This is a genomic window from Pseudoalteromonas sp. 31A1, assembly GCF_011378815.1.
GTDB classification, from domain to species: domain Bacteria; phylum Pseudomonadota; class Gammaproteobacteria; order Enterobacterales; family Alteromonadaceae; genus Pseudoalteromonas; species Pseudoalteromonas arctica.
This window is the reverse complement of the sequence record NZ_WTKY01000024.1, coordinates 1-24263: the sequence shown is the minus strand read 5'-3', so window position 1 is coordinate 24263 and position 24263 is coordinate 1. Positions and strand designations below refer to the sequence as shown.

General features: G+C 39.9%; 22 protein-coding genes and 2 tRNA genes. 10 read left to right on the top strand and 14 right to left on the bottom strand.

The features are described from left to right. Window positions 1-4: 4 nt before the first annotated feature. Window positions 5-844: a 2OG-Fe(II) oxygenase family protein gene (locus GQR52_RS17755; RefSeq protein WP_024594124.1), complete on the bottom strand. Its 840-nt coding sequence runs from the start codon at window positions 842-844 to the stop codon at window positions 5-7. Between the two features lie 527 nt (window positions 845-1371). On the opposite strand from GQR52_RS17755, the gene GQR52_RS17750 reads away from it, so the two are divergent. Then, window positions 1372-2574: a bifunctional alpha/beta hydrolase/OsmC family protein gene (locus GQR52_RS17750; RefSeq protein WP_165729306.1), complete on the top strand. Its 1203-nt coding sequence runs from the start codon at window positions 1372-1374 to the stop codon at window positions 2572-2574. A gap of 56 nt (window positions 2575-2630) precedes the next feature. On the opposite strand, the gene GQR52_RS17745 is transcribed toward GQR52_RS17750, so the two are convergent. Beyond that, complete coding sequence (locus tag GQR52_RS17745) at window positions 2631-3380, bottom strand: alpha/beta hydrolase (protein ID WP_165729305.1); 750 nt, start codon at window positions 3378-3380, stop codon at window positions 2631-2633. A gap of 129 nt (window positions 3381-3509) precedes the next feature. Here GQR52_RS17745 and GQR52_RS17740 point away from each other — a divergent pair, with 129 nt between their 5' ends. After that, window positions 3510-3833 (top strand): hypothetical protein, encoded by a 324-nt coding sequence (locus tag GQR52_RS17740; RefSeq protein ID WP_010555318.1) that lies wholly within the window; start codon window positions 3510-3512, stop codon window positions 3831-3833. A 72-nt stretch (window positions 3834-3905) separates the two neighbouring features. Here GQR52_RS17740 and GQR52_RS17735 read toward each other — a convergent pair whose 3' ends face one another. The 3 genes from GQR52_RS17735 to aspS all read right to left on the bottom strand — a co-directional run bounded on the left by GQR52_RS17735 (window position 3906) and on the right by aspS (window position 6658). After that, window positions 3906-4502, bottom strand: a complete 597-nt coding sequence (locus tag GQR52_RS17735) for a pentapeptide repeat-containing protein (protein WP_165729304.1) — start codon at window positions 4500-4502, stop codon at window positions 3906-3908. Between the two features lie 16 nt (window positions 4503-4518). After that, window positions 4519-4749: a hypothetical protein gene (locus GQR52_RS17730; protein ID WP_165729303.1), complete on the bottom strand. Its 231-nt coding sequence runs from the start codon at window positions 4747-4749 to the stop codon at window positions 4519-4521. 130 nt (window positions 4750-4879) lie between these two features. After that, window positions 4880-6658, bottom strand: a complete 1779-nt coding sequence (gene aspS / locus GQR52_RS17725; RefSeq protein ID WP_165729302.1) for an aspartate--tRNA ligase — start codon at window positions 6656-6658, stop codon at window positions 4880-4882. Window positions 6659-7170: 512 nt separating this feature from the next. Between aspS and GQR52_RS17720 the strand changes: the two genes are divergently transcribed. Both GQR52_RS17720 and GQR52_RS17715 read left to right on the top strand, forming a co-directional pair. After that, a complete protein-coding gene (locus GQR52_RS17720) occupies window positions 7171-8019 on the top strand; it encodes a DUF72 domain-containing protein (RefSeq protein ID WP_165729301.1) in 849 nt (282 codons plus the stop codon). 22 nt (window positions 8020-8041) lie between these two features. Further along, window positions 8042-8542, top strand: coding sequence for a YgjP-like metallopeptidase domain-containing protein (locus tag GQR52_RS17715; RefSeq protein WP_165729300.1), 501 nt, complete (start codon window positions 8042-8044; stop codon window positions 8540-8542). A 7-nt stretch (window positions 8543-8549) separates the two neighbouring features. Here GQR52_RS17715 and GQR52_RS17710 read toward each other — a convergent pair whose 3' ends face one another. Together GQR52_RS17710 and GQR52_RS17705 are read right to left on the bottom strand one after the other, a co-directional pair. Then, the gene (locus GQR52_RS17710; protein ID WP_165729299.1) at window positions 8550-9338 is read right to left on the bottom strand and encodes a hypothetical protein; all 789 of its coding nucleotides are present in this window, start codon (window positions 9336-9338) and stop codon (window positions 8550-8552) included. Between the two features lie 164 nt (window positions 9339-9502). After that, a complete protein-coding gene (locus GQR52_RS17705; RefSeq protein WP_165729298.1) occupies window positions 9503-10192 on the bottom strand; it encodes a DUF3334 family protein in 690 nt (229 codons plus the stop codon). Window positions 10193-10308: 116 nt separating this feature from the next. Here GQR52_RS17705 and cmoA point away from each other — a divergent pair, with 116 nt between their 5' ends. From cmoA to GQR52_RS17680, 5 genes are all read left to right on the top strand, one after another. Continuing rightward, a complete protein-coding gene (gene cmoA, locus GQR52_RS17700; RefSeq protein ID WP_007378000.1) occupies window positions 10309-11034 on the top strand; it encodes a carboxy-S-adenosyl-L-methionine synthase CmoA in 726 nt (241 codons plus the stop codon). A gap of 12 nt (window positions 11035-11046) precedes the next feature. Further along, on the top strand, window positions 11047-12015 hold the full coding sequence (gene cmoB, locus GQR52_RS17695) for a tRNA 5-methoxyuridine(34)/uridine 5-oxyacetic acid(34) synthase CmoB (protein ID WP_165729297.1): 969 nt from the start codon (window positions 11047-11049) through the stop codon (window positions 12013-12015). A 191-nt stretch (window positions 12016-12206) separates the two neighbouring features. Next, entirely contained in the window at window positions 12207-13259 is a 1053-nt protein-coding gene (gene purM / locus GQR52_RS17690) for a phosphoribosylformylglycinamidine cyclo-ligase (RefSeq protein ID WP_165729296.1), read from the top strand. Further along, window positions 13259-13906, top strand: a complete 648-nt coding sequence (purN, locus tag GQR52_RS17685) for a phosphoribosylglycinamide formyltransferase (protein WP_165729295.1) — start codon at window positions 13259-13261, stop codon at window positions 13904-13906. Before purM ends, purN begins: the two co-directional genes overlap by 1 nt. Window positions 13907-13922: 16 nt before the next feature. After that, entirely contained in the window at window positions 13923-14657 is a 735-nt protein-coding gene (locus GQR52_RS17680; RefSeq protein WP_165729317.1) for a DUF3108 domain-containing protein, read from the top strand. Window positions 14658-14688: 31 nt separating this feature from the next. Here the strand turns inward: GQR52_RS17680 and GQR52_RS17675 are convergent, their stop codons facing one another. Continuing rightward, window positions 14689-15453 carry a class II glutamine amidotransferase gene (locus tag GQR52_RS17675; RefSeq protein ID WP_165729294.1) on the bottom strand — a complete coding sequence of 255 codons (765 nt, stop codon included), beginning with the start codon at window positions 15451-15453 and terminating at the stop codon, window positions 14689-14691. A gap of 324 nt (window positions 15454-15777) precedes the next feature. On the opposite strand from GQR52_RS17675, the gene fadE reads away from it, so the two are divergent. Beyond that, on the top strand, window positions 15778-18234 hold the full coding sequence (fadE, locus tag GQR52_RS17670) for an acyl-CoA dehydrogenase FadE (RefSeq protein ID WP_165729293.1): 2457 nt from the start codon (window positions 15778-15780) through the stop codon (window positions 18232-18234). Between the two features lie 125 nt (window positions 18235-18359). Here the strand turns inward: fadE and GQR52_RS17665 are convergent, their stop codons facing one another. The 6 genes from GQR52_RS17665 to GQR52_RS17640 all read right to left on the bottom strand — a co-directional run bounded on the left by GQR52_RS17665 (window position 18360) and on the right by GQR52_RS17640 (window position 24251). Continuing rightward, window positions 18360-19481: a PepSY-associated TM helix domain-containing protein gene (locus tag GQR52_RS17665; RefSeq protein ID WP_165729292.1), complete on the bottom strand. Its 1122-nt coding sequence runs from the start codon at window positions 19479-19481 to the stop codon at window positions 18360-18362. 18 nt (window positions 19482-19499) lie between these two features. Next, complete coding sequence (locus GQR52_RS17660) at window positions 19500-21536, bottom strand: TonB-dependent receptor (RefSeq protein ID WP_165729291.1); 2037 nt, start codon at window positions 21534-21536, stop codon at window positions 19500-19502. A gap of 209 nt (window positions 21537-21745) precedes the next feature. Beyond that, window positions 21746-23104 carry a histidine kinase sensor domain-containing protein gene (locus tag GQR52_RS17655; protein ID WP_165729290.1) on the bottom strand — a complete coding sequence of 453 codons (1359 nt, stop codon included), beginning with the start codon at window positions 23102-23104 and terminating at the stop codon, window positions 21746-21748. Beyond that, the gene (locus tag GQR52_RS17650) at window positions 23101-23814 is read right to left on the bottom strand and encodes a response regulator transcription factor (protein ID WP_165729289.1); all 714 of its coding nucleotides are present in this window, start codon (window positions 23812-23814) and stop codon (window positions 23101-23103) included. Before GQR52_RS17650 ends, GQR52_RS17655 begins: the two co-directional genes overlap by 4 nt. A gap of 229 nt (window positions 23815-24043) precedes the next feature. Beyond that, window positions 24044-24120: transfer RNA gene (locus GQR52_RS17645), tRNA-Asp, on the bottom strand. A gap of 54 nt (window positions 24121-24174) precedes the next feature. Then, window positions 24175-24251, bottom strand: a tRNA-Asp gene (locus GQR52_RS17640). Window positions 24252-24263 lie beyond the last annotated feature (12 nt).

Here is a 24263-nt window from a genome sequence, read left to right as displayed (position 1 = left end):
AGAGTTACTTAACACCTAACTCGCGTAAACGTTCTTGCAAGTAGCTATCTGCCGTGTAGCGCTCTGAAAGCACAACATCTGGATGCGGATGTAAAAATAACGGTAGTGAAATACGCGATTTAGTAGATGCTTTACCCGTTGGGTTAATCACGCGATGAATTGTCGATGGGAAATACCCGCCCGACGCTTCTTGTAGCATGTCGCCGATATTAATAATTAAGCTGCCAAAATCACATGGCACGTCTAACCAACCGCCATCTGTTTTTTGAACTTGTAAACCAGGCTCATTAGAAGCTGGTAATACCGTTAATAAATTAATATCACCGTGAGCAGCAGCGCGAATAGCACCTGGCTCTTCATCACCCGTCATTGGTGGGTAATGTAGGATACGTAACAATGTTTGCTCAGAACCGGCAATCATGTCTTTTAAATCAATCGAAAATTTAGCGCGAACATCAGCTGGCGCTTCAGCCTGAACCCAGCTTAGTAAAGTACCAGCAAATTCACTCGCTAAACGGTAGTATTCACGTACATCAGCTTCGAGCTCTGCAGGAACACGGCCTTTAGGATACACATGAAAGTACTCTTTAATGTCTTTTATTGTAAAGCCTTTCGCTACTTCAGATACTGAAGGCGGAAAATAACCATCTTGAGTTTCTTTAGAGAATAAAAAGTCCTGCTTTTGCTCTGAGTTAAAAAAGTCTTGCCAATTTTTGTAAATAGATTCAACTAAAGACTGTGGAATTGGGTGGTTTTTTAAAACGCCAAATCCAGTATTTCTTAACGATTCAACAAAGTGTGCAGCCGCATCGGGAGCTTTATAATCAACAGTAGGTAATTGCATTGTACGTTCCAGTGAATAGGTTGTGTGAAGTGAACTGCTTTAATAGTAGCAAATTGCCAAGATAAAGTAGAAAAGCCTTCATTATAGCGCTGTGCGAGGATAGACAAATGACCTCAAAAAAATAAGGACATATGTCCGCAAAGTAACGTTTCCACCATTAGGCTTGATCAAGATCAACTTATAAAAAAACGTTGAATTTGCAAGGTTTAGTGCTTATATATGGTCTACTAGGGCGTGCTGACCTTTGGTGGGTGAATTTGTAGCAGACTGTTTGGTATTTAAGCAAGGCAGAGCCTGTGATGTGTGGTTGTTCCCCATAAATAGGCGATAACGCAGCATAAATGCCAAACATGCGCTACCCTTTGGGTTCTTTCTAGGGACGATTAACTCTTTGTTGCTCGGTTTTTACTTAGTCCACTAGGTTACAAACCTCGCGCCGCGATTAAATCGCCCCTAGATTGAACAAATTTCAATCCACAACGGTCAACACGCCCTAATATATTTTATTTGTGTAAATAAGGCTCCCCATGCGACAAAAAGTATCTTTTAAAAGCGGCGATTTAGAACTTGCCGGCCAACTAGAACGCCCCGCCGGCGACATAAAGTTTTATGCGCTATTTGCACACTGCTTCACATGCGGAAAAGACATAGCAGCAGCCACACGTATAAGCCGTGCACTTACGCAGCAAGGCATAGCCGTACTGCGTTTTGACTTTACGGGTTTAGGTAATAGCGATGGCGACTTTGCTAACAGTAACTTTTCATCAAACATTCAAGATTTAGTTTCAGCGGCTGATCATCTGCGTGAGCATTTTGCAGCGCCGCAATTACTTATTGGCCACAGTTTAGGCGGCGCTGCGGTACTTGCTGCTGCTGAGCACATTCCTGAAGTATCGGCTATTACAACCATTGGCGCGCCGTCAGATGCACAGCACGTAGCCCATAACTTTGCAGCACACCTTGATGAAATTAACGCAGCCGGTGAAGCGAAGGTAAGCCTAGCAGGCCGAGAATTTACCATTAAAAAACAGTTTATAGACGATATAGCCAAGTACGATAAAAGCCACATTAGTAAACTTAAGCGCGCATTGTTAGTAATGCACTCCCCTATTGATGCGACGGTAAATATTAGTGAAGCCGAAAAAATTTACGCATCAGCTAAGCATCCTAAAAGTTTTATTAGCCTGGATAACGCCGATCACTTACTTACTAATAAAAACGATGCCGACTACGCTGCAGAAATTATTGCAACGTGGGCTAACCGCTACGTCAAGTATGACAAAACAAAATACACAGCAAGCTTAACGGGTGGCAATGTACTTGTTGAAGAAAAAGACCATGTATTTACTCAGCACGTAAGCACTAAAGATCATACTTGGCTTGCAGATGAGCCAATAAAGGTAGGCGGTAAAAACTTAGGCCCCGATCCGTATCATCACTTATTAGCGGGGCTTGGTGCTTGTACAGCAATGACACTACGTATGTACGCTACACGTAAAAATTTAGCGCTAGAGCATGTTAAAGTAGAGCTTGATCACACTCGCGATTACAACAAAGATTGCGACGATTGTGAGCAAACCGGTAACCTAGAAGCCATTACCCGTAAAATCACTCTAGTCGGTGATTTAACACAAGAGCAACGCCAGCGTTTGCTCGAAATAGCCGACAAATGCCCTGTGCATAAAACACTACATAACAACCCTGTTATTGTAAGTGAACTGGTAAAGTAACTAGCATACAAGCAATATAGCGCAGCTAACACTGCGCTATGCTTTAACAAAACTAACTATTTACTATCTAAAAATTCTTTTACTTCTTTACTCATTCTATCCACCAGCCATTTTGGCCCGCCATCGTACATATCGTTATGACGAGATTTTTCTATTAGTGTTTGTGTAACAGGAAACTTATCCAGCTCTGAATCGTTTAACAACACATTCGCATCAGCTGGGTAATCACTACCACGTAGTGTAAACACGCGAATCTTTTTATTACGAGGGATCAACATACGACGATGATCGATCGTAATAATAGTGCTTACTTCATTGGGGTAAATAGAGCCGTATAATACCGAAATATCACCGCCGTTTGAATGCCCAAATAAGGCGAGTTTTGTAAAGTCGTACGCTGGGTATTTACTCGATAACTCATTAACTAAAAACTTAAGCGTTACCACACCACGATGCCAGTTTTCCATACGAGTGGTTAAGTAAGGCTGTTCACGGTTTAGGTAAGGGTCGGTTTTTAGTTCATGTGCAACGGCTACTGTTAAGTATCCGCGTTGATTAAACGCATCACTGGCAAACGTATACTTGTTATGACTAATACCGTAGCCCGCATTAATAAATGCCACAGGGCACTTTGCTTGCTCTGTACACTTAGCATTGTTACTTGGTAATGTAATATTGATAGGAATAGTGCGATTGCGGCTTTTATCGGTTATAACGTCGTCGGTTGCATAGCTTGTAGTGCTTATTATTGATGTAGTTAAGGTGAGTGCGCTTAACATAAAAAGCTTTTTAAGTGCTTTTTGCATATTTAAACTTATATAAATTATTGTTTTTAATTAAAAATAACTTTTACTTTATAGGTTTGCATTCTCTATTGTCAAACTATGCGATAATAGTCGCCATTGTTTTAATATATTTAGTAAAAGATCCAATAAATGAAATCATACAATAGCATTCAAGAACGTATAGAAATCCTAGAAGACAAACTAACTGCAATACATGACGAAATCGAAACACTAAAAGCACCTGCTAAAAATAACAATGAACGTATTATTTTTAAGTTTATTGAAACAGGCAGCACTGGTAAAACGAAGGATTTTGTACGTGAGTTAGGTATTAAATCACCACGTGACGGTTTGTTTTCATCAGGTGACGTTACAAAACTAATTAAAGATGGCGCTGAAGATATTTCACCTGCGTTATTAGAAATCGCAAGACAGCTTGCCAGTGCACGTAATAAAAATGGCCCAAGCCGTTAATTACCCAGTCACGTAGTATCTAGAAGCCCAGCCAAGCTGTCGCTTCTAGATATGTAATTATATTAAACTAAATTAATCACATAGTTCTATATTAAGGCTGGTAAGCAAATTAAGTGCTTCGAAGCGATCAAACTTAGCATTCGCTAAGATATTATTATTCAAATCTATATTAAACGCTGTAGCACCTACAAAATCACATTTTGTTAAGTTAGTTTGAAAAAACTCACTATCGCGAAAATCTGTTCCTGTAAATTCACTACTGCTTAAATCAGCGTGTCTAAAATCAACATTTTTGGCAAAGCAGTGTGTTAGTTTGAGGGCTTTGAGGGTTAATTCAAAAAAAGAGCTATTACTGAGCTCACAATAATTAAAACTCACCGGTGCGTTAATACTAAGCGCTGGCCAATCTACATCAGCCCATTGCAAACTATTTAATTTACAGTGGCTAAAACTTACATTTTCAAGCGAACTGTAGTTCCATTTAAGTGACGATAAATTACAGTTTTTAAAACTACATTCTATAAATCGGCAATTTTTAAACTGCCCCCCTGAAAAGTCGCAATCGATAAATATACATTCTTCAAACTCAGAGTTTTCAGTTAGCTGCTCTGCGTACTGCAAAGCATTAAATTGCTCATCAAAATACTGGTTATTGTTACTTAACAACACAATTTACCTATTAAATTTAACCTGCGTAGCCATTATTTTTAGGTAAATCTTTTTTAAGAGCAAGCACTGCAATAAAAATCAAACCAAACAATGGAAATAGCGCAAAACAGCCACCCACAAACGCTAAAACACCTGGCATAGTACTTTTACGCTTACCTATTTTGTAGCTAATTACAGCAAAAATAGGGATGCATAATATAATAAAAAAAGCTAAAAACTCACCAAATAAGGTTAGATGAAACGACATAAGAACTCCTTTTCAATATGGATAATAGCAATCGGCACAAACCTTTAAACTGCTTTAAATTTAACCACAAAAAAAACCTTAAGCATATAACTTAAGGGTTTTTAAATTTAGCTTAAAAGCTAAGCAAAAATTACTCTTCGCTTGATACTTCTTTTTCTACAACACTAATTGCAAGCTCAGCTAACGAATCAAGGTTAGGTTTACTTGGCGCGTTAGTTAATAAACACGATGCTTGTGTTGTTTTAGGGAAAGCAATAACGTCACGAATATTATCGGTACCACATAAAAGCATTGCTAAACGGTCAAGACCAAATGCTAAACCTGCATGTGGTGGTGTGCCGTATTTAAGTGCATCAAGTAAAAAGCCAAACTTATCTTGTTGCTCTTGCTCGTTAATACCTAAAATTCTAAATGCAGTTTCTTGCATTTCTGCATTATGAATACGTACAGAACCACCACCCACTTCGTAGCCGTTTAATACCATATCGTAGGCATCTGAAATTGCTGCTGCTGGGTTTGCTTCAAGCTCACTTGCAGTAATATCTTTTGGTGCAGTGAATGGATGATGTACTGCATGTAATGTGCCTTCGTCATCTTCTTCAAACATTGGGAAGTCTACAACCCAAAGTGGTGCCCAGCTATTAAGGTTAGTGATTTCTAAATCAACACCAATCTTAACGCGCAGTGCGCCCATAGCTTCATTTACTGTGTTGCGCTTATCGGCACCGAATAAAATAATATCGCCCGACTGTGCATTAGTACGCTCAAGCAATTTAGTAATTACGTCTTCGTTTAAAAACTTAGCCACTGGTGATTGAACGCCTTCAGCGCCTACAGTGTGGTCGTTTACTTTCATCCACGCCATGCCTTTAGCGCCGTAAATACCAATAAACTTAGTGTAATCGTCAAGTTGTTTACGAGAAAGCTTAGCGCCACCCGGTACTGTTAATACAGCAACACGGCCTTTTTCGTCGTTAGCCGGACCTGAAAAAACATTAAACTCTACGTCTTTCACTAAATCAGCAATATCAACTAATTTCATTGGGTTACGTAAATCAGGCTTATCAGAACCGTAAAGGCTCATTGCCTCGCTGTAAGGCATGATTGGAAAATCGCCTAAATCAACGTTTAACAATGTTTGCCACATTTCGCGGATCATTTTTTCAGTCATACCACGTACTTGATCAGAGCTCATGAACGAGGTTTCTATATCTATTTGGGTAAATTCTGGTTGGCGATCGGCACGTAAATCTTCATCACGGAAACATTTAACAATTTGGTAGTAACGGTCAAAACCCGACATCATCAACAATTGCTTAAACAACTGCGGCGACTGTGGTAATGCGTAAAAGCTACCTTTATGAACACGGCTCGGTACTAAGTAATCGCGTGCGCCTTCTGGCGTTGCTTTAGTAAGTACAGGTGTTTCGATGTCTAAAAAGCCGTTTTCATCTAAAAAGCGACGAACAAAGCTGCTTGCTTTAGCACGTAATTTAATACGATCACTCATTTCTAAACGACGTAAATCTAAGTAACGGTACTTTAAACGACGCTCTTCTGAGTTTACTTGGTTAAAATCAAGTGGTAATGGCTCAGAGCGGTTAATAATATTAAGCTCTTTACCTAAAATTTCGATCTCCCCTGTTGCCATGTCTTTATTTACTTGGCTGTCTGGGCGTGCGCGAACAACACCTTTTAACTGAACACAAAATTCTTGGCGAAGTGTGTTAGCCGAACTCATTAACTCTTCAATGTCAGAGTCGAATACAACTTGTACTAAACCTTCTCTATCGCGTAAATCGACAAAGATAAGTCCACCAAGGTCACGTCGTTTGTTGATCCAGCCACATAGTTCTACTTCTTGATCTACGTGAGTTTTATTTAGCTGTCCGCAATATATAGAGCGCATAGTTTTCCTGTCAGATAAAAGGCTTAAACGGTTAAAGTTATTTGTTTTAAGGCGTGTGATTTAAAAAACAGGTCACCACAATACAAATAAAGCCGCTAGCAATCTAAAAATAATCAAATTAAGCCCTGCATTATACTCAACTAACATTAAGATGCTAGGGCGTGTTGAACGTTGGTGGTTGAATTTGCAGCAGTATGTTTGGCTTTTAGGCAAGGCAGAGCCTATGCAGTGTGGTTACTCCCCATAAATAGGCGATAACGCAGCATAAATGCCAAACATGCGCTGCCCTTTGGGTTCTTTCTAGGGACGATTAACTCTTTGTTACTCGGTTTTTACTTAGCCCACTAGGTTACAAACCTCGCGCCGCGATTAAATCGTCCCTAGATTGAACAAATTTCAATCTACAAAGGTCAACACGCCCTAGCCGTGTACGGCTTTTACCCCTGAATTTACAGCAGCTCGTTTTGTTATTTGCTACACTATCGCCACTTTATAATAAGGCGCTAGTTTGTATGTTATATATTGGATGCCCGCAGTGGTCGAGTAATGCATGGAAAGGCAATTTATTTTCAAGCCAATGTAAAAACGCCGATATGCTTAGCCAATACGCCCAACATTTTAATTCTGTTGAAGGCAACACCAGCTTTTACGCCGATCCATCGCCAAGCACCGTATTGCGCTGGGCAAATAGCGTACCCGACGATTTTAAATTTACTTTTAAGTTTAATCGTCGCTTTAGCCATGAACTACACCTTACTAATATACAAACCGAGCTTACTGATTGGCTTAACTTGTTCTCCCCTATTTTAGAAAAAACGGGGCAAATCATGCTGCAATTGCCAAAAGCCTTTGGCCCAAACGATTTACCCAAACTCGCACAGTTTATTAGCCTGTTACCAAAAGAGATTAATTACGGTGTAGAGGTACGTCATACTGCATTTTTCAAAAAAGGTGAAGCCGAAATAGCGCTTAATCAGCTATTAATGGCGAACAATATAAATCGCATATCAATGGATACACGCGCTCTATTTGCCGTAAAACCAACAACCGAAGCGCTAATAGATGCACAGCAAAAAAAACCTCATTTACCAGTGCACGCTATTGCTACAGGCTCGCAGCCTATGGCACGCTTTGTAATAGCCAATTTGCAAAACGACTATAAACCCTTTTATAAGCCGTGGCTGAGCAAAGTAAAACAATGGCTTGATGAAGGTAAAACACCGTATGTGTTTTTTCATACCGCCGATAACCGAGAAGCGCCGTTATTAGCTCGCCAGTTTTGCCAGGACCTAGGTTATAATCACAAAGCATTAAACCCCTTTACTGGCGAAAAAGAAGCCCACCAGCCGGCACTTTTTTAAACAATAAAATTAGAGAATATAAATGAGTGAATACGCACGTTACTTTACCGGCTACCCTGCAAACATTGTTGAGCAGGTATTAAGCCTAATCAACAACAAAAAGGTAAGTAACTACTTACTTAAAAAATACCCGCAAGCGCATACCATAACCAGCGATAAGCTACTTTATAGCTACGCCACCGAACTTAAAAAACAATATTTAAAAAACGCCCCGCCGTTTGGTCGCGCTGCATTTAAAAAACAAGGCGACATGGTCACCAACGCACTTGGTACGCACACTTACCGTATGCAAGGTAAAACCCGTAAGCACGATTTAGCGATTAACAGCGACTTGCTGCGCGCCCCCGAGCTACTACTGAAAGCATTAGTAGTTCACGAGCTCGCCCATTTTAAAGAGAAAGACCATAACAAAGGCTTTTACCAACTTTGCTGCCACATGGAACCGAGTTACCACCAATTGGAATTAGATTTAAGGATATTTTGTGTGGTAGTGGCGATGGGAGAGAATCCGTATGGCTTGTAATCTCAGATCAGTTTCCATTGTTACTTCTCTCTTCCCAGATTGAAATGTATTTATCCTTCAAAATTTGTAGAGAATCTTCAAATCTTCGGTGTGTTTCTTGCGATTCACTTAACATCCTAGCTAATTCTTCAGCACTATTGTTCAAGCAAGCTCGATATATTTCGATATTCTCTTTAAAGTTATTTATCTGTCCTGAGCATTTAGTTGCGTATATATGAATAAATTCTGCACTTTCACTATCAAATTTATCAAGGTATCTCTTTAAAACTAGCGACGTAGAGTGTGCTTTCCAAGCGTAAGAAGTGGTTCTATATGATAAGGTAGCTAGCCCAACTTCATTTTTTTCTGTTAAATCCTGAACAGCTTCGCAACCTAGTGATTCAAGTTCATCAAAAGTATTAATGAAAAATGATAGCAACTGTTGCTGTTTTTCATGCTTTATGCGCTTTTGGAATGCATCACGTTGGTCTTTTTGAGACTCAATAGCTAACTTTTCAGAAGCAAGCCTATCCTCTGCTGCCTGTTTATTTGCTAGAGCTTGAACTTTATTACTATCCGATTGAAGATAAACGGTATATATAATCGCAGTAAAAGATAAAAAAGAAAGTATCGGACCGAGCACTCCACCAAAAAAACTACCAAAGTGTGACCAAGTCTCTGAAGTCCCTCCGGACCCTACACCTAAACCTTTGAACCAAAGTGTAAATATGCCAACCATTGAAGCTATTGCTAATACAATTAGGGAAATCAAAACCCCCTTAAAAATTTTATTATTTTTCTTATCGATAACTGCCATGTAATCGCCCTTTCCCTTAAACTTTAATTTTTATGAATAAAAAAACGCGATATCAAATCGCGTTTTTATGCAGTCGTATCAACCTACTGAAGGTTGATAACTGAAAATTGATAGCTGAGCAAACGTTGGGTTTCGTTTCACTCAAACCAACCTACGTAATAAACTTAAAGTCCTAAGCCTGCCATAAAGTCGTCATCTGCATCATCTTGCACAACGTCTTTAGCCTTTGCGCTTTCTTTTTCAGCCTTCTTTTTAGCTTCGTTTTCAATTATGTCGTCTGGGTCTAGTGCTTCTGCAATATCAAAGTCGTGTAATTTAATAAACTCTGTTTTATCCATCGCTAATTCCAAGTAAAATATATTTTGTTTACTTGTGGTGAATGTTACGCGGCGGGCTTGCGGGCGATCCATCGTGGTATCTACCGATATTTGCACTTGCTTGTTTATTGCCATCATTTTTGGCTGATTTTGCGTAATAGAAGTATGTAACTGCTCACGCACTTTAGAAGTAAAGTCGCCAACAATTTGGTTCATCAACTCGCCTAGTACGTTTGATACGTCGTCTGATAAATGGCTATGCGCTATTTCATTCTCAGGCATACCCATATTACGCATGTAATCGCCATAAATTTCCATCGCCGCTTGCGAAGTAAAGTTGGTAATTACAAGGCCGGTAAAACCGCCGTCAAATAAAACAAAGCAGCCAATATCTGGTCGCATACATGTACGCGTTATTTTTTGTACCATAGCAGAGTAGCTAATACCATTACCGCTGGCTGATGTGAGTACGCCTGTCACTGAATGACAAAGGGTTGCTAATATATCGTCTGTGCTGATGACCTTACTTTTGCTCATTTAATCTTCTCTTTTATACTTATTATTCATAATTCTAGTCAAGCTACTGAATTTATCACTGACTATCCAGTATAAAATGTTAAAATAACTCTATTATTTACAAAGAGACTGCCTTCGTGACCATAAAAGACAGTATTTATGCCTCTGAGCAACAAGTAAAAGATTTTAGCTTTGACCAAAATGTAGTCGAAGTTTTCCCAGATATGATTCAGCGCTCGGTACCGGGCTACGCAACGATTGTCAGTACAATGGGTAAGCTTGCGGGTGAGTATGCACAAAGTAACTCAAATCTTTATGATTTAGGCTGTTCACTGGGTGCAGTAACGCTTAGCATGCGACGAAATATTCGCACCGATAACTGCCATATAATAGCGGTAGATAATTCTCAAGCTATGGTTGAGCGTTGTAAGGTACATTTACAAGGTTTTAAATCAGATGTGCCTGTTACTGTTACTTTAGGCGATATTAACGAGCTTGAGATTCAAAACGCCTCAGTAGTAGCAATGAACTTTACGCTGCAGTTTATTCCACACGCACAGCGCCAAGCCGTGCTTGAAAAAATATACGCTAACTTAAAGCCCGGTGGCGTGCTGCTACTTAGCGAAAAAATTAAAGCTGAAAACGAGCAATGCGACAATTTATTGATTGATTTGCACCACGACTTTAAACGACACAATGGTTACTCTGAGCTTGAAATAAGCCAAAAGCGTACCGCCATCGAAAACGTTATGCGCCCAGATACACTAAGCGCTCACTTTACTCGCTTACAAGATATTGGTTTTAGCCAAACTCAAGTGTGGTATCAATGTTTTAATTTTTGCTCAATGGTAGCAATTAAATAAAGAGAGTCATCCATGTCTCAATGGTTTAACCAATTTTACGCATCTATCGCACAAAGCCCACTTAGTCATTGGCTAGAAACCTTGCCTGCACAATTAAAACATTGGCAAAACGAGGCTAGCCACGGTGATTTACCTAAATGGCAAAAAGTACTTAAAAACTTGCCAGAGGTGGCTACAACACACGTTGATATTTCTACTAAGGTAGAAATTGGCGCACCAGGGGAGATGAGTGATGGCGAGCTAAAGCAAGCCATGCATTTATTAAAACGCATGATGCCATGGCGCAAAGGCCCATTTAGTGTGCACGGAATTGAAATAGACACAGAGTGGCGCAGTGATTGGAAGTGGGACAGACTCCTACCTCATATTGAGCCATTAAAAGGCCGCACTGTTTTAGATATTGGTTGTGGCTCTGGTTATCATTTATGGCGTATGCGCGGTGAAGGTGCAGAGTTTGTAGTGGGTATTGATCCGTCTGATTTATTTTTATGTCAGTTTCAGGCAATTAAACACTACAACCCAGACGAAAACGTACATTTACTGCCACTAGGCGTTGAAGCATTACCCGAACTTAAAGCGTTTGATACGGTTTTTTCGATGGGCGTACTTTATCATCGTCGCTCACCTATCGACTTTTTAGCACAGTTAAAAGCGCAGCTTCGCCCAGGCGGCGAACTCGTACTTGAAACGCTAGTAATTGAAGGCGACGAAAATACAGTGCTAGTCCCTACTGATCGCTACGCTAAAATGCGCAACGTGTGGTTTATTCCAAGTACTGCAGCATTAAAACTGTGGATGGAACGCGTTGGCTTTAAAGATGTACAAATAAAAGATTGCGCTATTACCACGCTTGAAGAGCAACGCAAAACCGACTGGATGGAAAACGAGTCGTTAATAGACTTTTTAGATCCAAACGATACAAGTAAAACAATTGAAGGCTACCCCGCTCCACTTCGAGCCATATTAACCGCAAAAGCATAGCTGTTAATTTAACGTCTTTAATTACTAAAAAAACGCCTGCTGGCGTTTTTTTGTTTATTTAAGCAACAGACAGCGGACAAGTGTCCTTGTTAATTATTTCAAAATTACATTTGCGCTAGCCGCGACCTTGCAATTGTTGTAAAATACGCGCGTTTCTAAGCAACCCAAAACAACTATTTTGAGGAAAACCTGTGAGCGAACAAAAACAGTCTCTAAGCTATAAAGACGCGGGCGTAGATATCGACGCTGGTAATGCACTTGTTGAGCGTATTAAAGGCGTAGTTAAAAAAACTCGTCGTCCTGAAGTAATGGGCGGAATTGGTGGTTTTGGCGCACTTTGCGAAATTCCTGAAGGCTACAAGCAACCAGTCTTAGTTGCAGGCACAGATGGCGTTGGTACTAAACTACGTTTAGCAATCGACTTAAAAAAACACGATACGGTTGGTATTGATTTGGTTGCAATGTGTGTAAACGACTTAATTGTTCAAGGTGCTGAACCCCTGTTTTTTCTAGATTACTATGCAACTGGTAAACTAGATGTAGACACAGCAGCTGACGTAGTTACAGGTATTGGCAAAGGTTGTGAAATTTCAGGTTGTGCCCTAATTGGTGGCGAAACAGCTGAAATGCCAGGTATGTATGATGGTGAAGACTACGACATGGCAGGCTTTTGTACAGGCGTTGTAGAAAAATCAAAAATTATTGATGGCACAAAAGTAGCAGCAGGCGATCAGCTTATTGCACTTGCTTCAAGCGGTCCTCATTCAAATGGCTTCTCTTTAATTCGTAAAGTACTTGAAGTGTCAAAAGCTGATACCAGCGCTGACTTTGAAGGTAAAACATTAGGCGAAACTTTACTTGAGCCTACGCGTATTTACGTAAAACCTTTACTTGAGTTATTCAAAAACGTTGACGTGCATGCACTTTCGCATATTACTGGCGGCGGTTTTTGGGAAAACATTCCACGCGTATTACCAGAGTCTGCAAAAGCAGTAGTTAAAGGTGATAGCTGGCAGTGGCCACCAATTTTTAACTGGTTACAAGAAAACGGTAATATTACTACCCACGAAATGTACCGTACATTTAACTGTGGTGTAGGTATGGTTTTAGTTGTACCTGCAGACAAACTTGAGCAAAGCTTAACAATGCTAAAAGACTTGGGCGAAAATGCATGGCACCTTGGTGAAATTCAAGATGCAGCAGCTGGCGAAGAGCAAGTTGAAATTGTAGGTGGTGCTAAGTAATGGCACCCACTCGTCTGGTAGTTTTAATCTCTGGTAGTGGCTCTAATTTACAAGCCATCATAGATGCCTGCGAACGTGGCGAGATAAACGGACATATAGCGGCTGTTATTAGTAATAAAGCAGACGCTTATGGCCTAGAGCGTGCAAAGCAAGCCGGTATTGCTACAAAAGTGCTCAGTCATAAAGATTTTGACTCGCGCGAAGTGTACGATGCGCAATTAATGAACGTTATCGACTCTTTTATGCCAAATCTAGTTGTATTAGCTGGGTTTATGCGTATTCTTACTCCTGGCTTAGTGCAAAAATATGTTGGAAAAATGTTGAACATTCATCCATCTTTGTTGCCTAAGTATCAGGGGCTGAATACCCACCAAAGAGCAATTGATGCAAAAGACGATGTTCATGGCGTAAGTGTTCACTTTGTTACTGAGGAATTAGACGGCGGTCCCGTTATTCTTCAGGCGCAAATACCTGTACTCAAGGATGATACAGCAGAGACATTAGCAAAACGCGTGCATGAGCAAGAGCATATAATTTATCCTTTGGTGGTGAAGTGGTTCAGTGAACACAGACTTACTATGGAAGCAGATTATGCAGTTCTTGACAAAAAACAACTTCCTGCACACGGCGCGCACTACCCACAATAAAAAAATAAGTGCCCTGCTGTTATGTGCGGGCGCTTTACTTCCAACTAGCCTAATTGCAGGCGAATTGACCCAATATCAAGCTAACTACGATATTTTACGCAAAGGTAAAAATCATGGTGAGGCTGTTCGTGAGCTCAAAAAAATGGGCGACGATACTTATGAACTAACATACCACAGCAATATTGAGTGGATGATTTTCTCTGATTCTCGTGAAGAAACATCAAAGTTTACCTTTAAAGATGGCAAGGTTACCCCGCATCATTACAATATGATCCGCACCGGTACAGGCCCAGATAAAGATTATAAAATTGATTTTGACACAACAAACAAAGTAGTGACTAGCAGCGCTAGCGAATACCCACTTAAATGCGAATGGACTGATGACTTTCAGGATGCTATTTCGTACCAAGTGCAAGTGCGCGAAGGATTGAAAAAAGGCGAAACAAGCTTTTCATTCCCGCTTATTGATAAAAAAGGTAACCGACGCGACTACAACTTTGAAGTTGTTGAAAAAGAGATGATCTCCCTACCCATCGGTAATGTAGAAGCTATTAAAGTAAAGCGTTTATACGATAACGATAAACGCCAAGCAATTGCATGGTTTGCGCCAGAAATGGATTACATGCTGGTACGTATGTGGAAAGGCGAAAAAGGTATGGAGCAGTTTGAAGTTCAAATGAATTCTTTTACTGTTACTGCACCTACAGCTGTTGCGCCTGCTACAGCACAACAACCTCAAGAAGCTAACTAGCTTTAAATAAATCAGTAATAAAATAGGTGGGCTAAATTAGCTCACCCATTTTAAACAATGCAAATTCCCCCGGCTCCATTTCTTGCCAACGCTCATCATTCGTCAAAGGCCTTGTGGCTATAACCGTTACTACATCGTTTGGTGTGGTCTCTTGTTGAAAATCAACCACCATGTCGGCATCAATCAACGTTGCTTTACCAAATGGCGCACGGCGCGTTATGTAATGTAAGTTATTAGTGCAATACGCTAAAACAAACACCCCATCGGTCAATAGCATATTAAACACGCCTTTTTCACGCAACGTATGCGAGAGCTTAGCCGCGTATCTAAAAACCGATGCCATATTACTTGGACGTTTTGGGTATTTTTCGCGAATTTTATCAAGCAACCAACAAAAAGCGAGTTCGCTATCGGTGTTCCCCACTGGGCGATAATATTCTGTTTTTAAATCATGATAATTTGATAGTTGCCCGTTGTGTGCATAGGTGAGCTCGCGCCCCCACAACTCTCGTGTAAACGGATGGGTGTTCTCAAGGCACACTCTACCGCGGTTCCCTTGGCGAATATGGCTAATAACCGAGACACTTTTAATTGGGTATGCTTTAACGAGTTTAGCTATTTCAGATTGATAACTCGGCTCAGGATCTTTAAAGGTTCTACAGCCTTTACCTTCGTAAAACGTAATACCCCACCCATCTTTATGCGGGCCGGTATTTCCACCGCGCTCTAAAAGGCCTGAAAAACTAAAACAAATATCAGTAGGCACATTGGCTGACATGCCAAGTAATTCACACATTAATAAAATAACCCTTAAAAACCATACATTAAAATAAATAGCGTTATATTTGTGTATTAAGCGTACACTAATTTGCAGCCCGCTATAACGGCTATACTTACTTAAAAAGTGTCATTTTGCTATTAGATTTATTTATTTTTACGTTAACACTACTTACGGTTAATGCTTTGGCTATACGATAGTTATTGTGCGTTCCTCTGTCGGGTAATTAAATATCGTATTTAAGTTACTTTCTACTACAATTTAACATCGTTATGTACTTGAAAATTACTGTTACTAGCGCTACTCTAAGTGAGGTGGTCTGACCTCTATTAAGGAATAAAAATGACACTCATATTTACACTGGTTCTAATCGCGTTGCTTTGCACTGCGGTTTACCACAGAGCAAGTTGGAACACAGCACTTGGTGTTTCGGCTATAACTTTATTAATTGGTACCTTTGCAGGTGCTTTTGGTTTAATTAGCTGGTTGATCTTTTTGATCATCGCGGTTCCTCTTTCTGTTACTGGCCTTCGTCAGCAATATATCATCAAGCCTATTTTTGCTACGTTTAAAAAAGTAACGCCAAGCATGTCTGATACTGAAAAATCAGCTATTGATGCCGGTACGACGTGGTGGGAAGCTGACTTATTTTGCGGTAACCCAGATTGGAAAAAACTTCACCAATACCCAGTTCCTAAACTTACTATTGAAGAGCAAGCCTTTGTTGATGGCCCTGTTGAAGTAGTATGTAGCATGTTGGACGATTGGGAAGCAACGCACGAGTTAACCGACCTTCCTCAAGATGTATGGCAATATCTAAAAGATAATAAATTCTTTGCCATGATCATCAAAAAAGAATACGGCGGTTTAGAGTTTTCTGCATTTGCACAGTCATGTGTACTTCAAAAACTAACAAGTAAATCAACATTACTTTCGTCAATTGTTGGTGTACCGAACTCTTTAGGCCCAGGTGAATTATTACAACACTATGGTACAAAAGAACAAAAAGATCATTACTTACCGCGCCTAGCGAGCGGTCAAGAAATTCCATGTTTTGCATTAACGTCGCCAGAAGCGGGTTCTGATGCAAGCTCAATTCCAGACTACGGTGTGGTATGTAAAGGGCAATGGAATGGTGAAGAAGTAGTGGGTGTTAGTTTAACGTGGAATAAGCGTTACATTACACTTGCCCCAGTTGCTACCGTACTTGGACTTGCGTTTAAATTACAAGATCCAGATGGCTTAATTGGCGACAATAAAGAGCCAGGCATTACCTGTGCACTTATTCCAACGGATACTCCTGGAGTTGAAATTGGTCGTCGACATTTCCCGCTTAACGTACCATTTCAAAATGGTCCAACTCGCGGTAAAGATATTTTCGTACCACTTGATTACATTATTGGTGGCCCAGATATGGCCGGTCAAGGCTGGCGCATGTTGGTTGAATGTTTATCGGTTGGTCGTGCAATCACATTGCCGTCAAACTCTGCCGGTGGCATTAAAATGATTGCCATTGCGACAGGTGCGTATAGCCGCATTCGTCGTCAGTTCCGTTTACCTATTGGTAAAATGGAAGGTGTTGAAGAGTCACTAGCTAAATTAGCTGGTTACGCTTACAGCTCTGATGCTGCGGTTAGTATGTCTACGGGTGCGGTTGATTTAGGCGAAAAGCCATCGGTTGTTTCTGCCATTATTAAATACCACCTTACAGAGCAAATGCGTGATGCAACTATTCATGCGATGGATGTACTCGGCGGTAAGGGCATCATGCTTGGGCCAAATAACTATTTAGGTCGTGGCTATCAAGGTGCACCTATTGCCATTACCGTTGAAGGTGCAAACATCTTGACCCGTAATATGATTATTTATGGTCAAGGTGCAATTCGCTGTCATCCATTTGTACTAACAGAGCTTGGTGCATGTGAAATAGAAGACCGCGAAGAAGCGCTTAATGTATTTGATAAAGCGCTAATGGGTCACATTGGTTTTACTATGTCGAACCTTGTACGTACTAAGTGGCTTGCACTTACAGGTGCTCGTTTTACAAGTGTGCCGTACAACGACGAAACAGCTGAATTTTACCGTATAGCGTCACGCTTTAGTGCATCACTTGCTCTTATGTCTGACATTAGCATGGCAGTATTTGGTGGTTCACTAAAACGTAAAGAACGTATTTCAGCACGTTTAGGTGACTTACTTAGTTACTTATACTTAGTGTCTGCAACGCTTAAGCGTTACAACGATGAAGGCCGTAAAAAAGAAGATTTTGCGCTAGTAAAATGGAGTTGCCAAGATCACCTTTACCATTGCCAACGTGCACTTGCTGATTTAATTAATAACATGCCTTCGGCTCCACTACGCGCCGTGTTAAAAGTATTGTTATTCCCGTTTGGTCGCCCGGTTCGTAAACCAACTGACCAACTTGAGCATAAACTTGCGCAACTACTACAAGTACCTAGCGAAACGCGTAACCGTTTAGCAAGCTATGTATACTTAACAAATGAGCCGCTTAACCTTGTAGGTCGTCAAGAGCAAACGCTTAAAGACGTACTTGCTGTTGAGCCATTATTTGAAAGAGTATGTAAAGAAAAAGGCCTTAAACTGCCATTCTTCCAGCTTGATAAAGTAGCGCAAATGGGGCTTGAAGCAGGCATATTAAGCCAAGCAGAGGCTGATAAACTAGCTGCTGTTGAGCAATCTCGTTTAGATGTTATTAACGTTGATGACTTTGACCCAGCTGACTTACTTGCAGGCAAAGCCGCGCGTAATAGCGTTAAAAAAGAAGCTGATGCGGCTTAATTAACTAAGTAAGCATTTGAATACTAAAAGCCAGCGCCTAATGCGCTGGCTTTTTTGTGTAAAATAAATTGTTATATATCAAATCGCACATATCAAGCAATCAAATACTCGTCGACAAGTGTAAATTAGCGCTTATTTATCAATCGCTTCCATGCTAAAACTATGCCTGTATACACTAAAAAACATGCGAACAATGATGCCAAACCAGCTAATGTTTGCCCTAAAAAACCAAAGTATTCACCGGTATGTAAAAATCGAGATGTTCCCCATGCTTGATCGCCTCGCGTCCAATCCGATTTTTTAAACGTTTTAGTTACGTCGCCCGTGTGAGTATCTAAAAATAATGAATACGCATATTCTTGACGATTCCCAATACTGGTATCAATATAAAAACGTGCTTCGTGTTTTTTGTCACCTAATTCTAACCACATTGAATACCAATCAGCGGCACCATTATTAATTGCATGTATTTGAGCTTGTTGGAATAGAGCATCGTAAGGTACTTTATCAGCCGATAAATCTAATACTGGTAGATGCTTTTCTCGCTCCGGTACGTTTTGCCCAAACGCGCCATATAACGCTTTATTCGCCCAGTCAAAATGAAACAAAGTAGCCGTTAATGACAAAACGAGTAAAACCGGTAAACACCAAATTCCAAAAACTAAATGCCACTGCCTATTTCGATGATGTGATGATTTGTAACTCTTTGCTAGTAATAAATATCCTTTTAATGCAGAGCGATTAAATCGCTTTGGTAACCACAGATAAGCACCCGATAGTAATAAAAAGATAAAAAATAGATTAGCGTAGCCATTTATATTTTTGCCAATCACTTGTGAAGCGCCATGCAGTAATAAATAACGATGTATATCAGTTACAACGTGAAAAAAACCAGCCGCTATCCCCTCTCCTTCACGAATAACATCTCCCGTATAAGGGTGTAATAAGTAGCTATGTTTTCCCGCCCAGGCAGGAATAGCAGCCCCTTCTCGATTTACCCAACGAATATAAATATGTGATTGACTCGGATGCGATTCTTGCAAAATATCTACAACATCATCAGTCGATAGCCGCTGTTGAGCATAGGTGCTTTTTACAGTAAATCGCATTTCATCTAGCTCAACAATCTGTCGCTCATAGGTTAATAAAAAACCCGTGAACGACATGCTAAAAATAAATAAACCGGCGATTAAACCTATAATTAAGTGAGCCCAAAAGACCCACTTTTTAAACAATTTTAAGAACATAAAATAAGTTACTTATTCTTAAAACTGATAAGAAATCGATAAGCGAATATCGCGCCCAGATTCGTATGGACCAACAACAGTGTCAAATACTTCACTGTAATCACCCACACTTGAATGATCGATATATAACTCATTAAATAAGTTAGTAACAGCAACATTAAATAATAATGCATTTGTCACATTCCACTGCCCATATAAATCAACAGTGGTATAGCTTGGTTTATTTAGGGTATATAAAGAATCGGTCCAACCAAGGTCAACAGCTTGATGAAGAGTATTAATATCGAGTGAATCGACTTTAATTACACTAAAACCAACCTTTGCATCGGTGTTAATGTCGTAATCAACGCCGGCAACCCATGTATTGCCTCTGCTATTACCTAAACCGACAAACTCATAGCCATTAATATCAATTGCATCATAACTTACACTGTACAACCCATCACGTGGGTCAAGCTCTGTATCAGTAGCTGAAAATCCAATGAAGAAATCAAATGAATTTAAACGATATGCTAGGTCAAACTCAAACCCTTTAGTCTCTAACGTGCCTATATTGTTATAAACCGAGTTTCCTTCATACCCTTCAAATATCACATCATCTAAAGACGAATTATAAATACTTGCCTTAGCGGATAAATTTTCATTAGTGTACGTTATGGATGCTTCAATATTAGCTACGGTCTCAGGTACTAAACTTTCATCCGCTACTGGAATATCTGAACCGTCATATAAATATCCATCAATGGTAAAGCCATCCCCTATTTGTTTACCACGCGCGGCTTCAGCATACCCAAGCCCTACTGTCCAAGCATCATTAATATCGTATGCTAAACCGATATTAAAGCTCACTTCATTGTCGTCTAAACTCGATGCGCTTTCTGTAATTGCAGTCCCATAATATTCATCTAATAGGATGTCTTGTTTAAACTTATAACTATCAAAACGCACCCCATAACTCAGTAAAAGTTGTGGAGTAATATCACTATAACCTTGTGCATAAACACCCAGTACACTGCCTTGTTCTGAATTTTCTTTTGCACCAGCTGCAGACCCACTCGATACTTCATCGTTTCTATAATCAATGCCATAAACAAATTTATGTTCATCAATAATACTTGTATTACGAATATCTAAGCCATATGTGTCAATGTCAGCAAGCCAAGCAAATCGGCCGCCATTAAAAGATGATTCGGTTTTGTATGCTGTCGCCTCTAAATACAATAAGTTATTGTGAGAAAATATATAATTAGCAACGTAAGTCTCTCGCTCTGCTTCACTTGGGTACAAAGCATCACCCTCTTGTACCGCCCAGTTAGGGCGTGCTGAAAAATCCCCTTCTTCGTCGCGTTTTTCAATACTTACCGACAAATGATGATTATCTGCTAACTCACCACTGGCTTTAATAAACATCATATCTTGATCGGCGGCCGTACCATAAATAGTATCGCCATCACCATCTTCCATGTTCTCGCGATTCACAGTACTGAAATATCCTAGTACGCCCCATGTATCACTTAATTTACCGTATACACTAGTGCTTAAACGCGTACCGTCATTTGAAAAGTAACTTGCTTTAACACGTCCACCAAATTGTTCACCTTGATTAAGTAAGTCTTGCGCGTCTTTAGTTTTAAAGCGGATAGAGCCGCCAATCGCACCAGGACCACTTGTTGCTTCGCCGGCACCTGCTTGCACATCTATTTGCTGTAATAGGTCAGGATCTATTGTTACACGACCAATATGATGAAATAACGTTGATGTTTGCTGTGCACCATCAACCGTTATATTTAATAAAGAATCTTCAACACCACGAATATAGATCTTTTGTGCAACGCCTACCGAGCCGCCCACGCTAACAGAAGGTGAATGTCGAAAAATGTCAGCCAGATCACTTGCTTGATATTGTTCTATTTCTTCAGCTGTAATACTCAAATTAGTTGCAGAACCAACTACAGATATTTTTTCAACAGACGCTGTACTTTTAGTAAGTTCTTGCGCGTATATAGGTGAACTAAATGATGCACAAATGGCACTCATTAAGGCTAATTTTTTCAAGGGGGACGTTCCTTCTTAATTGCAAATAAGAAGGATTATCATTTTCTTTTAATGAAAAGCATAGCAACTTTACATTTGTTACATTTAGGACATATACAAAGACGCGTTAGGTGCAACCTACTTTAGTTGCCTAAAAATATGTAAGTAAGGGCGTGAACAGGACGAGAAAGCGTTGCTCAGTTTTACAAGCACACAATATGAAATGTAATTTATACACCTTTAGGAACCGTTACAGTCATTACTAAACCACCTGCAGTATCATTTTTAGCACATACTGTTGCAGCAATCGCATGTAATTGCCTTTGTGCTAAAGCAAGCCCTAAACCAAAGCTATCACTGTTGCATGAGCGAGCTGAATCAATCCGGAAAAAAGGTCTAAAAATAGTATTTAAATGCTCTTTAGGTACTCCTGGACCTTGATCTGCAATAATAATTTTATATTCATGTTTATAATCAATGAGGCTAATCCGTACTTTTTTATTAATGGGTGTGTAACGTAGTGCATTTCTAAGTATATTCTCCAGTGCTTGACCTAAAGCTCTGTGATTACTGTTTTCAATATGGGCTTGATTAGGTAAGTCAGCAGAAATAAGTTTATCTGGGTACTCAAAACGCCCATCTTCAATGAGGATTTCGAGTAAATCGACTAAATCCAAAGATTCGATGCGCAACTGAGGTGACTCGTTATCTAACCAGGATAACGTAAGTGTGTCATCCACTAACTTACGGATATGCTGTGACTCTTTGTGAATACGCTCTAATTTGATTTGCGTGTCTTCTACACCCTTTTCCCTGTGAGTGAGTAAATTGTCAGTTGCTATATCTAAACGTGTTAAAGGTGTTCTCAACTCGTGAGACAAATCAGTTAATAATACACGTTGATGCATAATTTGATCACTGATCCGCTCTGCCATTAAATCAAATGTTTCAGCTAGCTGAGATAGTTCATCATTGCGTGAGCCCAACTGCTCCCGAACTCTGACACTAAAGTCTCCTTTGCTAAATGCCCTACTTGCTAAGTCGAGTTCTTTAATAGGGTGCATAATATGACGATATAACACAATCGATAAACACACCAATATCAGCATTGGCAATAAAACTTGTAACGACAAACGTGTTAAATTCCAAAGTGATCCTGGGTGCATTCTTTGCGGCAACTGCACAACAAGGCTAGTTGCACCATCTTTAAAGGGTAATTGCATAACGGGTGCATGCTCAAAATACAGATGGATTTTCCAATCAATACTTCGCCCCAAGTTATACCCTGTATACTCATAACGATGAGAGCGATTACCTGCTAACTCAATCACATTGGCTTTAGCAATTACAGCCCAAATACTCTCTTGTTGTTGTAAATCATCAACCCAACGCTCAAGTTCGCTCATATCGCCTTGATCAAATATAACCTCAGCCTTTTTTTGCCAATTAATTAACTCTTCTCGACTTGAATCACTTAGCATGCTCATATCATTTTCAAAATGATTAACCGCGACATTAATTAAATAAAACATCGCAACAACACCAGTACCAATAATTAAGCACAGCTTCCAAAATAAACGTCGTGTCATTTAATACAGTACCCTTGCCCATGCACAGTGTGTAAACGGCTGCCATCCCAGCCGGCGTTATTTAATTTTTTTCGTATACGACTCATATGCATATCTAAACTACGATCGTACTGACTGAAACGCTTGTTAAGCGCCACTTGATATAAAAAAGGTTTTAACAGTATTTGTTCTTGGTTTTTCATTAAAATTTGCAGCAAGGCAAACTCAATAGGCGTAAAAGCTAATAGCTCACAATGCAGAAAAACTTGCTGGTGTAGGCTATCTATTTCAAGTCCATCAATATTAGCAATGTAAGGGGTATTTGTGTCTTGTTTAAAAACGCGCCTTAGTACTGAATCTACGCGTAGTAATAATTCTTGGCTATTAAACGGTTTTGCTAAGTAATCATCTGCACCAGCTGATAGACCTAGAATGCGCTCTTCTTCAGCATGTTTTGCCGATACAATTATTACAGGGATGTTATTACAACTACGTAAAATATTAAGTACTGCTAAACCGTCTTTGCCCGGCAACATAACATCTAATAAAATAAGACTAAAACGTTGAGCAACCGCTAAATCAAGCGCTTGATTACCATCAAAACACTGTGTAACAGAGTATCCTTGGTTGGCTAGTAATTCAGTAATTTGATCATTAAGTAATGTATCGTCTTCAACAACTAAAATATCAAAATCAGATTTGTTGCGTTGATAGGCCTGTGGTGCAGACATAGAAAGCCATAATTTTTATAGTATTAAAACAAATTAAAGCAAATGGTAATACAAATCAATATCAAAAGCAGTATGCAGGAAGAAAGTTAATTTTTTGAGTGCTTTGAGTGTTTTGAGTGTTTTGAGTGTTTTGAGTGTTTTGAGTGTTTTTAGTGTTTTTAGTGTTTTTAGTGTTTTTAGTGTTTTTAGTGTTTTTTAAACATAAACTTGTTATTGAGGAAATAACAAGTGGCGGAGTGGACGGGACTCGAACCCGCGACCCCCGGCGTGACAGGCCGGTATTCTAACCAACTGAACTACCACTCCGCAGTGGTATGTGCATGGGGTAATGCACTTACTAATTTTAATCATGATATCAAATGGCGGAGTGGACGGGACTCGAACCCGCGACCCCCGGCGTGACAGGCCGGTATTCTAACCAACTGAACTACCACTCCGCAGAGATATCA